Genomic DNA, 12,065 nt, shown 5'->3' with positions numbered 1-12,065 from the left:
TTCCGGTTTACTTATTCAAGTCAGATAGTTCAGCAGGCTGAGCTGCTGCAGACGCGCGGTCAAGGCGAAGGAGGTCTCGATATGCTGCGTCAGGTCGGCGACCCGGGTAGCGGCTTCCGCGGGATCGACGCCTTCGAGATCGACGATATGCTTCTCGAACAGGTCGACCTGGGTTTTCATGCGGTCGCTGGCGTCGGATACGCGCTGCTGGGCAAGGCCCGTTTCGGCCCGCACCTGCGTAATGCCGCCGATGGTTTCGCCGACCAGCGCCTGCGCGCGGCTGACGACGGCGTTCTGGGCGGCCTCGCTGATGCTGCCGGTAAGCAGGCTGCTGACCATGGCGGACGCCATGGCGAGCTTGCGGATACCCTGTTCGTTGGCGCTGACGGAGGTCTGGGTGGTTTCGTTGAGCGAGATGCGGCTGGTGATCTGCTCATCGGTGGCGCTCGACCAGTTGGCCTGCCAGCCGGCGCCCAGGAATTGCGGCTCGACCTTGGTGGTGATGAAGTCGTCCATCTGGGCAGCGGTGATGTTGGCCGCCGCCGGGGCGGTCTGGACAAAGCCGAAATAGCTCGAGAAGGCGGCATCGAAGGCGGCTTTGGCCGGCGAGCCCGTGGCGTTGAAATCGTCGATCGGCTTGACGTCGGTGTTGGTGCCGGCAAACAGATATTCGCCGTTGACGCTGGTGTTGAGGATACCCGTCATCTGCTGCAGCGCCGAGGCGCCGGCGGTCTGCAGGATGCTGGTCGAGGAGTCGCCCGACACGCCGCTGGTCAGCGCCGACAGGAAGCTCTGCGCGGCACCGGCGATCTGGCCGAGCGAATCCTGGGTCGATGTCAGTCGCGCGGTGACGAGCGCGTTGGAATCGACGATGCCGTTCAGCCGGTCAAGGTCGCGCTGGAAGGTGACGGCCTGGGTCGTGCGCCCGCCCAGCGCCAGACCGACATCCGCGACCTTGCCGGTCGTGGATTCCGTCGTCGCCTTCACAAGGTCGGCCTGCATTTTCGCTTGCTGATAACGCAGGGCGTTGGAGATGGCGGCTGAGGAAACGGCTGTCGCTTTCATGAATTATCCTACCGCGCTCATCAGGGCGTCCAGCATGTCGCTCACGGTCTTCATCATATGCGCCGAGGCCTGATAGGTGTGCTCGAGGTCGAGAAGCAGGGACATCTCCTGGTCGACATTGACCCCGGTATCGTTGGATAGCGCCTCGGCCGTTCGCGCCGCCAGCGCCTGCTTGCTGTCGGCATTCGTCGAGGCCTGCTGGCGCACGCCTTCGAACCAGCCGATGGCATTGGCCGCGTAGTCGGAGACGCCGGAGCTGACGGCGATACCGGCCGAGGCATCGAAGGCCATCGGCTGATCGAGCTTGTTGCCATAGCTGATCAGAAGGTCTGAATAGGATGCGTTGCCGGTGTTGACGACATAGGCCGCGCCGTTGGCGCCGCCGTCGCGCAACAGCGCGGGATTGCCGCCAGCGCTCGGATCGAAGGCGGCGTTGACGCCGATCGATCCGGCGAGGCCGTCGACCAGGGTGCCGGCGGCCGGGATTGCCGGCGCGCCGGACCATGTGAACAGGCCGGCCGCATTGGGCTGCGATGGCGCGGTTTCGGCAAATGCGGTGATAAGGCCGCGCGCGATCTCGTCGAGCTGGCTCTGCATGGTCGAGGCGACGCCGTCGCGCAGCTTCAGCAGGCCCGCAAGCTTGCCGTCGGCGGTCGCGTTGTCGCCAGTGCCGGCCGAGACCGGCACATTGTCGATGTAGACCGTGTTGCCGGGCGTGCCGGCCGAATAGCCGGCCGATGGCGCGAAGGTCACCGAGCGCGGCACGGTCTCGAACAGCGTCGTGCCGTCCTTGGTGGTGACGACCATGTCGTTGTCGCCGCGCGTGAAGGTCGATACCGGGACATATTCCGATATCTTCTTCAGGAGGGCGTCGCGCTGATCGAGCGCGTCGGACACGTCGGTGCCAGATCGCGTGCCGGAGATGACGGCCTTGTTGGCGTCCTGGAACTGGCCGAGCAGGGAGTTGAGGTCGTCGACGGCGGTGGCGATCTGGCTGTCGGCCTGGGTGCGGAAGTCCTGGATCGCCTTGGTGCCGCTGTTGAGAGAATTCACCACCTGCTTGGCGGCATCGATGACGCTGGTGCCGAGGGTCTGGTTCGATGGCGTCGTGGCGTAAAGCTGCAGAGATTGTTGCAGCTTGGCGATGGCCGTCGAGGGAGACGACGCGTTGTCGACCCCGTTGACCGACAGTTCGAGTTGATCCATGCCGTTGTAAAGCGCGCTCTGGCCGCTCCATGCCGACAGCGCCGAAAGGTTCTGGCGGAACAGGAGCTCGTTCGCGGCGCGTTGGATTTCCACCGCCCGGGCGCCCGGCGCCGTGCTGGTCACCACGGCGATGCGGCGGGTATAGTCAGGGTTCGACGCGTCGGCCACATTGCGCGATACGACGCTGGTCTGCTTGGACGTGGCCAGGAGCGCCGATTGGGCAATGCTTAGTGCGGAGGAAAGCGACATGCTGATCTTTCACGGGCGGCGCCCGTCGTTTATCTCTTCAAGTTGACGAGGACGTCCATCAGGTCCGAGCCGGTCTGGAAGACCTTGGAATTGGCGGTGTAGCTGCGCTGCGCCGCAATCATGTTGGTCAGTTCCTCGGCGATATCGACGTTGGAGTTTTCGAGCGCCCCGGAGACGATGGAGCCGAGCTTGCCCTCATTGGCAAAGCCGATGTGGACGGCGCCGGAGTCGGTGCTCTGCACATAGACGTTGCCGGGCATCGCGGTGAGGTTGTCGGGGCTCTGAACATCGGCAAGCGGGATCTTGTAAAGCGCCTTGGTCGAGCCGTCCGCGAACTGAGCGTAGATGACGCCGTCCTGGCCGATCTGAACCTTCTGGATGGAGCTCGGGGCGTTGCCGTTGACCTTGGCGTCGGCGACGGTGAAGCCGGTGCCGAGCTGGGTCAGCTTGGAGAGATCGAGGTTGAGGGTCTGGCCGCCCGGAACGGTGAAGGAGACGCCCGTGGTCGCGCCGGTGAGCTTGCCGGTAGTGGTGTCGAAGGTGAGGTTGGCCGATCCCAGCGCACCGCCGGTATAGGGGAAGGAGGTGCCGGGGGTCGCCTTCGACTGATCGAAGACCGAGACTTCCCATGTTCCGGTGCCGGTCTTGGTGAAATAGACGTCGAGCAGCTTCTTGTTGCCGAGATTGTCATAGGCGACCAGCGAGGTTTTCGACGTGTATTCGGCGGTCGCGCTGTTACTGGACGGCAGCGGACCGGAGGGCGGCGTCGCGCCCGCGGGCAGGTTGCCGGAAAACAGGCCCTCGGTGCTCGGCGTCGCCGTCATTTGCTGATCGGAGATCTGCACCGGCACTAGGCCCTCGAAGCCGTTGGCGGTCGCTGCCGGATCGCCATTGGCGTAGTCGTAGGCCATGAGCTGGTAGCCCGCGGCATTGACCAGCCGGCCCTGCGCATCCGGAACGAAGGAACCGGCGCGAGTGAGGTAGGGCGTGCCGCCGGCATCCTGGACGACGAAGAAGCCGTCGCCGTTGACGGCAAGATCGGACACCGAGGTGGTGTAGGTCATGACGCCTTGCGTGCTGACGGCCGAGCGGATCGTGGTGGTCACGCCACCAGAATTATAGGCGCCGCCGGTGCCGGGCATGATCAGTGACGAGAACTCGGCCGAAGAGCGCTTGTAGCCGGTGGTATCGGAGTTGGCGATGTTGTCGGCCACCGCGGAGAGGCGGTTGGCCTGCGCGTTCATGCCGGAAACGCCGGTCCGCATCATTCCGTAGAGGCTCATCGATGGATCTCCGCAGTGCCTGGGTAGCAGGCCGTAAAATTATGCCTCGTGTCTTGCGCGAGGCTGGCGCGGGATGGGCCTGGCGCGGCCATCAAAACACCAGCCGATAGCCGAGGAACCTCTTGGAATCGATCGGATCGTGACCGAGCTTCTCGCGCAGCTTCTTGCGCAGCTTCGAGATGTGACTCTCAACCACGTTCTCCTCGACCTCCTCGTCGAAGATGCCGTAGATGGCGTTGAAGACCTGGGTCTTGGTCACGCGCCGGCCGCGGTTGCCGGCCAGATATTCCAGGATGCGCCGCTCGCGCCGCGGCAGCGGCAGCGGCTCGCCGTTGATCTCCGGATCGCGGCCGTCCATGAAGATCCGCATCGACCCGACCTCGGTATAGGCGGCCTCTTCGGAGCCGCGGCGGCGGATGGCGGTGATGCGGGCGAGAATCTCTCGGATATGCACCGGCTTGCGGACGACATCGTCGACGCCGCTTTCGAACAGCCGCAGCGTGTGTTCGAGCGAGTGATGTTCGCTGAGCGCGATCACCGGCGCGCCGGTGCGGTCGCGGATCTGGCGCGGCGATATCGCGCCTTCGCGGCAGTCGCCGATGAGAAAGGCCCTGACGGATCTGAGATCGGTGTCGGCAGCGGAACTCACCCACTCGCCGAATTCGCCTGGCGCAAAGCCGGCAGTGGCCACCCCCTCGCGATCGAAAAGTGAAGAGTAGCCCTCTGTCACGAGCTCTCGCTCGTCAACGATCACGATCATCGGCCCGCCCTCCGAATCATTTCACTTGCCCCGTGGGGAAAGGCGTACCCGGCTCGATGAATCCTGAAAAACCATCATTTCTTGTAGCTATTTTCTTGGGAGTTTTTTTGGGAGCCGTAATAAAAGCGGTCGCGCTGGTGTATTCGCGCCAACTGTTGGCCGACGAATATCGGCGCCGGCGGATAGGCTGGCGAAGGTCGACCGGCTCTCACGTACAACAACTACTGATTGCAGAAGGTGCTGGCATTCGGCGTCCATTTGCCGAAGCCGGTGGCGACCATGTTGGCGATGACGCGGCAGACATAGACCTTCTGCGCGGGGTCGTTGTCGGGGCCGGCATGATAGCGGGCGACGGCCATTGACCAGGTCATGTGCCGGGCATGCAGGCTGACCAGGAAGCGCGCCGCGTAGTCGACATTGCGATGCGGGTCGAGCATGTCCTCGACGCTGCGGAACTGCGCGCCGTGATAGCGATGGTTGATCTGCATGCAGCCGAGATCGATCAGCGTCTTGCCCTCGCGACGCGCGTTCTCGAATGCGGCGAGCGCTTCGCCGCGACTGCGAGGAAACACAGCTTTTCCTTCTATATTCAAGGCATTAGGCTGAAGGCTGCCCTTCTTTCCGGTCTCAGTCAGGCCGACGGCGTACAGGATTCCGGCGGGCACCCCGTAGCGATCGGCGGCGCGCAGGATCTCCGGCTCGCAGGGATTGGCTGCGGCGCTGGCCGCGCCGGCAGCGAAACTAGATATACATATCGTCGTCAGCACGCTCGCGAAGAGGCGAAGCGGGTCGACCGAATTCCTGTGCGCCATCGCCATTGTTCCTTCCCGGTTGCCGGCCGCCGCCCGCGCCGTTGCCGCCCGAGTTCCCAGGCTGGAACGAAGGCTGGTCACGGCCTGTCGACATCGGCATGGCGCTGGTTGCGTCGGCGCGGCTGGCCGCATGCGCTGCTATCGAGGGTTGCAGGATGGTGACCTTGTCGACGTCGAAGCCGAGGCTGCGCATCGACTTGACGACGGCGTCGCTGTCCGCGGTGAGACGGCGGTATGCCTCGTGTGTCTCGGGCTTCATCTCAATCGAAAGTCGCTCCCCCGAGAGCCGCAGGCTGGCGACAACCGATCCGAGCTCCGAAGGGTGCAGCTCGATCTTCAGCACGTGTGTCGGAACGGCAACAGAATTGGTCGTCTGGGAGCCCGTCGAGGCGCTTGCAAAGGCTTGCTGGACGCCATTGTCGGAGGCAAGCCCTTCAACCAGCGCCGATGCCGTCTGGCCGATCGGGTTTTGCGCCGGCGCCGGGAAGCTCTGCTGGCTGACGACTTCCATGCGTCCGGCGGAAGAAGACGGCTTGCCCGGAGTCTGCTGCGCGGCCGACTGCGATTGCAGCGGAGCCTTGGATGCGGAAGCCGGCCGCCAGCCTTGCGGCGGCAACGGGCTACCAGCCGCCGGATCATCCCCTTGCGCCGGCAAGGCATCGGCATCACGCCGGCCCGGCAAATCGAAAGCCATTTGCGCCTTCACCGGCTTTTGCCCAAAATCGGGCCCGGAATCGTCCGCTGCCGTCGAACGGGTGGATCGCGACAGCGGCTCGGCGGAACTGTCGATCGCCGTGCGCGTGCCGGCGCGCAGCCGCAGTTCCAGCGATCCGTGGTCGCCGGTGGCTTCTTCACCGTCACCGCCGCCCGCGCCCGACGTTTGCGCGAAATGCTTCATGTCGCCCAGCGCCATCAGCAACGGCAAGCGGTCCTGCAGCGGCGCGGGATCGTCGGCTTGCGCCGCGGTATTCTTATCCGCGGTCCGCTTCGCGGATGAGGATTGCCCGTCGGTCTTCGCGGACTTTCCCGTCGCCTTCTGCGAACCGGTTTTCCCGTGTGGCCCCTGGTCCGGCTCATGCCTGCCGACATTGGCCGGCAAGCGCCTTTCCGGATGCGCGTTCGGTATCACCGGTCCGGCCGTGTGCTTGTCCTGTGGGCTCTCGGTCCCATGCACCATCTTGCCGAAATTCTGATCCCCATCTTTGTCGCCGGCAGTGTGCTGCCGGGACTGGGACTGGGTCGAAGCAAAGCCCGGCAAGGTCTGATTGACGCTGGTCATTTTGGGGCTGCTCCGAGGAGTTGGTCGATCTGGTCGAGCTGACGCCGCGTGCTGGTGACCGCCGCATCGATCGGGTCTTGCATATCGGGCGTCGCCGGTGCGGATGCCTTAACCACCGGCGCGGCGCCGGTCGGAGCTGGAGCGGCCGCCGGGGTTTCAGCCGACGTTTGCGCGGGCTGCGGGACAGGGGGCGGCGAAGCGGCGGGCGGCGTGTCTTTCTCCTGGTCGCTCGGCGCGACCGGCGGATCGCTCACCGCGACCGCTGCCTGTTCGGGCACCGCTCCTTCCACGGGAGGCAAGTCGGCATTGGCCGGGTCGGCTGCGGCCTCGGTCGCGGATTTCCCTCTGTCGCCTCTTGCAACGATTGTCGGTGCGGCTTCGGAATTTGCGGGCGCTTTCACCGGCGCCATCACTTCGCCCGCCACGGCCTGCGCGGCGTCGAGCAGGTCGCGGTCGCTTTGCGAAAGCTTGCCGCGATCGATCTTGCCGAGCTTGGCGCGCACTTCATCGACATTGGCCGATGTCATGATGGAAAGGCTCGAATAGAGCTGAGTGCGCGGGTCATCCCGGCTGCCGTTGCCGTTGCGGCCCAGCTCGGCCTTCGCCGAGGCGAAAGCCGAGAGCTCGGTCATCCCGTCGATCGCGGCACGGCGTGCGATGCGCAGGTAGATCACTTTCTCGCGCTCGGGATCCATCATCGAGGTGATGTCGGCGATCTTGTCCTGGCTGATCGCCATGTGCAGCGTAATGACGCCGGAAACAAAGGCATCGGCGAACTGGCTGGCGTAAGGCGAATAGAGGTAGGACGCGACATACTGGGTCGAGGCCAGCGCGAAACGGGCGGCATCGCCCCGCGCGGCCGCCATGCCCACGGAGCGGCGAAGCGCTGCCTCCTCGACCAGCGTGCCGGGGCTGAGCAGGCGCGCCTCGTCGAGCAGGTTCAGCGCTGCCGCAGGGTCGTCGGTCGCAAGCAGCGAGCCCTTGACCAGCGCCAGGAAGGCGCCGAGGTCGGCGGGCACGCCCATCGGATCGATCGGCTTCAGCATTTCGATCGCCTCGGCCGGCCGGCCGCTCAGATAGGCGACGACGCCTTTGGCGATGGCCAGGCTTTGCGGGTCGGTTACCGCGCGCGAAGCCGCCGCCGCGACCGTCACCGGGTTGCCGCCGCTCATGCCGTAGACGAGCAGAGCGCGGAAGTTCTTCGGCTCCTTGAAATCCTCGGCATCGGCATTGCGCATCCGGGCGTCGATCATTTCGAGGAGTTTTGCCTGCATCGGCAGCGCGGCATGGTCGCCGCCGGCAATGCGATCCTGGATCAGCTGCAGCGAACGCACCAACTGATAGGGTTGCAGGGCGTCCTGCGCGAAGGCCGCCGATGACGGCCCGGCAACGAACAGCGCCAGCGCCAGCGCCATCCCAGCAAAAGCGTGATGCGGTTTTCCGTTCGGAATTGCGCCAAGGCAAAGAGATGGAGCGGTTCGCCGTTTCGCTGACACGGTGAAGCGCTTCATCGAACGGCCGATGACGGTCCTGGCCCTCATCCGCCGGCCGCCATCAGGATTTCGATGCGTCGGTTCGCGGCAGCCATCGGATCGGAGGCGATCTTTGGCTTCCGGTCGGCGAAGCCCGCGACCTCGGTGATGCGGCTTTCGTCGACGCCCCCGCGCACCAGCATATAGTAGGCCGAATGGGCGCGCGCGGTGGACAGCCGCCAGTTGTCGTAAGTGTCGCTGCGAAACGGCCGCGCGTCGGTGTGGCCGCTGATGGTGATGGTGCCCTTCTTCTGGTTGACGATGCGGCCGATCTTTTCCATCGCCAGCACCAGCTCGCGGCGCGGCATGGCCGAGCCGATCTCGAACATGCCGAAATCGAGTTGGTCGGTGATCGAAATCACGACGCCCTTGTCGGTGGCCTCGACCGAGACGCCGTCGGCGAGCTTTTCACCCGGCAGGAATGCCTTGGCGAGCTCCTTCTTGATATCCGCCGCTTCCTGAAGAGCGGCTTTGCTCGGCGCCTTTTCGCCTTTGTCGGCGGCTTGCTCGGGTTCGGTCTTTTCCGCCTTCCCAGTTTCGGCTTTGCTGTCGGCCGCTGCAGCCTCGCGCTTGTCGGCTTCAGCTTTCCCGGTTTGGGCTTTCTCGGTCTTGTTTGCTTCGCCCGACAGCTTCCCGGCGTCGCCTTGCGCAGCTTTTGGCCCGCTCTTGGCGTCGGTCTTTTCCGGGCTTGCCAGCGGCTCCAGCGGCGCGGCCGTCAGGGCAGGAGCGGCCGGAACGACCTTCACCTTCGGCATCGCGACGGCGGCGACCTTCTCGCCGGGCTTGACCGGATCGCCCTCGATCCTGGCGCGTTCGGCGGTGGCCTCGGCGCCGGGCGCCGCCACCTGCTGCGACCAGAAATCCGGTGCGAACGGATCGCGATAGGATTCGCCGCCGGACGCGCCGGTAGCCGGACCGGCCGCCTGAGCGCCGCCTTCGCCCTTGGCGCTGATGTTCTGCATCACGCCCGTATCGGCGGCGATCTCCGCCAGCACCGCGTAGGGATCGGCGAACAGCTTTTCGTCGGACAGCTGGGCATCCTGCGCCCCGGCCTTGGTCTGGCGACGTTCGGAGGAACCGGCGCCGCCCTTGCCGTCATCGCCCGCCTTGGTCGCGCCCTGCTGCGGGTTGTCCGCGGTCAATCCGACCTTGCTCGGGCCGTCGCCCAAATCTTCCAGGCCCTTTCGGCTGGAGTTGCGATCGATCAGCTCGACCGGATTGAAATAGCTGGCGACGGCCGCCTTGGTCTGCTCGTTGGCGGCGTTGATCAGCCACATGACGAGGAAGAAGCACATCATCGCCGTCATGAAGTCGGCGAAGGCGATCTTCCATACGCCACCATGGTGACCGTCGTCATGACCGTCGTGATTGCGCTTGACGATGATGATCTCGTGCCGGGGGTCGGCATGGTCGACGGCGCTCATGACAGGACCTCCGACAAGGACGCCGACCACTCGGCGATACGCGTCTCGAACACGGTTTCGTCGATGGTGACGGTTAGGTCGAAGCCCGGCGCCTCGGTGAAATCGAGATTGGCGGCGCGGGATCCGAGCGCCGCCTGAAGCGGCTCGAACAGCGACAACGGGCCGCGGACAGCGATGCGCACGGCCTCGCTGTCGGCGACCGCCGCACTGATGGCGCGGGAAAGGGCGGCGAGCGAACGCTGCTGCAGGTCGTCGCTGAGAAGGCCGCCGACGATACGGGCGACGGTTGCGCCGGCAAGCTCGGCAACGCGCTGCTCCATGGCCTCGATGCGCGTGGCGACGGCGGCGCCGAGATCGCCGCCGAAGCTCTCAAGGAAAGTTTGCGCGGCCTGGTCGCTGGCCTGGCGCTCGGCGTCGAGCGCTGCCTGATGGGCCAGCGCGAGGCGCGCCTCGAGCGCTGCCTCCGCGTCGGCCACGGCCTCGGCGATCAGCGTGCCGATATCGGCCTGCGGCTCCGGCGCGGCCGGCAGATGCTCGGCGTCGCGCGCGGTCGGCGCCTGATTGGCACGCGGCGTGCGCGAACCAAAATCGGGCAGGAGATCGAAGAGGGCTGCCGAGGCCATAGCCTAACCTACGGCTTCCGGGACGGCTGCCCATTTGCGCAGAATCTGCGCGGTGCGCTCCTCGTTGAGGTCGACCATGCGGGCAAGCCGGTCCTGCGGCGCCGGCCGGATTTTCTGGCGCAGGTCATCGAGCGGGGTTGCACCGGCGCGCGCGCCGGGCATGGCGCCGCCCGGGGTCTCGGCGGTGATCGCGGCGACCGGCGCATCGGGGGTCGGCAAGGAACGCTGCACGTCGTCGAAGCTCGGGCCGGCAATGGCCGCAGGCCTTGCCGACGCCGTCAGCGCGGCGGCCATCGGCTTGAGGCCGAAGAACGCCACCAGGAAGACGACGACGATGAAGGCGCCGGCATTGATCAGCGTGCCGGTATAGGTGCCGATCGAGGCGAGAATGCCAGGCTGATCTATCGGCTCGCCGTCGAGGCCGTTGATGAATTCGACCGCCGAGACGTCGATGATGTCGCCGCGCTTGTCGTCGAAGCCGGTCGCCGAGGCGACCATCTTCTGGATATCGGCGACTCGCTTGGCGATCTGCTCCGGCGTGGCGTCCTTGCCGAGGATGGTCTTCAGGCGGTCCTGGTTGACGACGACCGCGATCGACATCTTGTTGACCGTGTAACCGTTGGAGACGGTGGCGATCTTCTTGGAATTGATCTCGTAGTTCGTGATCTCTTCCTTGCGGTCGTTCTGCGAGGTGGATTGCGGGCCCTCGGTGGTGGTGGTCTGCGTCTCGGGCAGGTTCTGCTCGACGCTGGTCGGGGTCGAAGCCTGCTTCTGGTTGCTGGCCTCGTTGGTCTTCACTGACTGCACCGAACGCTCGACGCGCGAGTTCGGATCGAAGATCGTCTCCTCGGTCTGGCGCGTGTCGGTATTGACGTCGGCCTTGACGCTGGCGCGGAAATTGTCCGGGCCGAGATAAGGGGTGAGCGCACGGCGGATGTTGTCGCCGATCTGCGCCTCGACCGTCTGCTCGACGCCCAGCGTGCGCGCGGCGCTCGTGTTCGACGGGTCGTCGCCGGCGGCCAAAAGATTGCCGTTGGAATCGAGCACGGTGACCTTGTCGGCCGAGAGGCCGGGAACGGCCGCGGCGACGAGGTGGCGGATCGACATGGCGCTCTTCTCGGCATCGCTGCCCGCATAGCGGATGACCACCGAGGCGGAGGGCTGCTGCTCGTCGCGACGGAAATTGGCACGCTCGGACATGACGATGTGGACTCGAGCCGCCTTGACGCCGGAGATCGACTGGATGGTGCGCGCGATCTCGCCTTCCAGGGCGCGCACGCGGGTGATCTGCTGCATGAAGGAGGTGAGGCCGAGCGAGCCGACATTGTCGAACAGCTCATAGCCGGCGTTGGCGCTGGTCGGCAGGCCTTTCTCGGCAAGCAGCATGCGCGCCTGCGCGGTGGTGCCGGCCGGCACCATCACGGATGTGCCGTCGGAGCCGACATCGAAGCCGATGCCGGCGTCGGCCAGCACCAGTCCGATCTGATTGACGTCGGAACGCTCGAGGCCGACATAGAGCGTCTCATAGGCCGGGCGGTTGAGATAGACCGACGCGATGCCGATGACGGCCATGACCAGGGCCGCGATGCCGCCCATGAGCGCCAGACGCCTCACGCCGAAGCTCTTCAAATTCGCGATGACGCTCTGGATCTGTTCCGGCACGATTCAACCGCTCCCAGCATGACTGTCCGCCGGAAGACTAGACCGCGAAGCTTGTGCGAGGATGATAGGCGTGCCGCCGAAGGTTCCAGCAAAGCGTCGACCCGGCTCTTATCGAAAAATGAAAAAGGCCGCGCCCGTGGCGCGGCCTTTCGCCGGTCGGAATATTTCTG

At 65.4% G+C, this 12,065-nt stretch carries 10 protein-coding genes; all 10 read right to left on the bottom strand.

The window, feature by feature from the left end; translation table 11 throughout:
* Window positions 1-15: 15 nt before the first annotated feature.
* A complete protein-coding gene (locus LB525_RS02975) occupies window positions 16-1,065 on the bottom strand; it encodes a flagellar hook-associated family protein (protein ID WP_224543338.1) in 1,050 nt (349 codons plus the stop codon).
* A 3-nt stretch (window positions 1,066-1,068) separates the two neighbouring features.
* On the bottom strand, window positions 1,069-2,520 hold the full coding sequence (gene flgK, locus LB525_RS02970) for a flagellar hook-associated protein FlgK (protein WP_095766365.1): 1,452 nt from the start codon (window positions 2,518-2,520) through the stop codon (window positions 1,069-1,071).
* A 29-nt stretch (window positions 2,521-2,549) separates the two neighbouring features.
* Window positions 2,550-3,803: a flagellar hook protein FlgE gene (locus LB525_RS02965; protein WP_224543337.1), complete on the bottom strand. Its 1,254-nt coding sequence runs from the start codon at window positions 3,801-3,803 to the stop codon at window positions 2,550-2,552.
* 91 nt (window positions 3,804-3,894) lie between these two features.
* Window positions 3,895-4,563 carry a response regulator transcription factor gene (locus tag LB525_RS02960; protein ID WP_095766367.1) on the bottom strand — a complete coding sequence of 223 codons (669 nt, stop codon included), beginning with the start codon at window positions 4,561-4,563 and terminating at the stop codon, window positions 3,895-3,897.
* 221 nt (window positions 4,564-4,784) lie between these two features.
* Window positions 4,785-5,375, bottom strand: a complete 591-nt coding sequence (locus tag LB525_RS02955; protein ID WP_224524331.1) for a transglycosylase SLT domain-containing protein — start codon at window positions 5,373-5,375, stop codon at window positions 4,785-4,787.
* On the bottom strand, window positions 5,305-6,654 hold the full coding sequence (locus tag LB525_RS02950) for a flagellar hook-length control protein FliK (RefSeq protein WP_224543336.1): 1,350 nt from the start codon (window positions 6,652-6,654) through the stop codon (window positions 5,305-5,307). Before LB525_RS02950 ends, LB525_RS02955 begins: the two co-directional genes overlap by 71 nt.
* Window positions 6,651-8,069 carry a chemotaxis protein MotC gene (locus LB525_RS02945; protein WP_411970998.1) on the bottom strand — a complete coding sequence of 473 codons (1,419 nt, stop codon included), beginning with the start codon at window positions 8,067-8,069 and terminating at the stop codon, window positions 6,651-6,653. The genes LB525_RS02950 and LB525_RS02945 overlap by 4 nt, the downstream gene beginning before the upstream one ends.
* A gap of 122 nt (window positions 8,070-8,191) precedes the next feature.
* Window positions 8,192-9,610 (bottom strand): MotB family protein, encoded by a 1,419-nt coding sequence (locus tag LB525_RS02940; RefSeq protein ID WP_224543334.1) that lies wholly within the window; start codon window positions 9,608-9,610, stop codon window positions 8,192-8,194.
* Window positions 9,607-10,233: a hypothetical protein gene (locus LB525_RS02935; protein ID WP_224543333.1), complete on the bottom strand. Its 627-nt coding sequence runs from the start codon at window positions 10,231-10,233 to the stop codon at window positions 9,607-9,609. The genes LB525_RS02940 and LB525_RS02935 overlap by 4 nt, the downstream gene beginning before the upstream one ends.
* 3 nt (window positions 10,234-10,236) lie before the next feature.
* Window positions 10,237-11,895 carry a flagellar basal-body MS-ring/collar protein FliF gene (gene fliF / locus LB525_RS02930; protein WP_224543331.1) on the bottom strand — a complete coding sequence of 553 codons (1,659 nt, stop codon included), beginning with the start codon at window positions 11,893-11,895 and terminating at the stop codon, window positions 10,237-10,239.
* Between the last annotated feature and the right edge of the window lie 170 nt (window positions 11,896-12,065).

The organism is Mesorhizobium sp. CA16 (assembly GCF_020165175.1).
Classification (GTDB): Bacteria; Pseudomonadota; Alphaproteobacteria; order Rhizobiales; family Rhizobiaceae; genus Mesorhizobium.
Note: the sequence above shows the minus strand (reverse complement) of the source record. Positions and strands in the feature narration are given on the sequence as shown.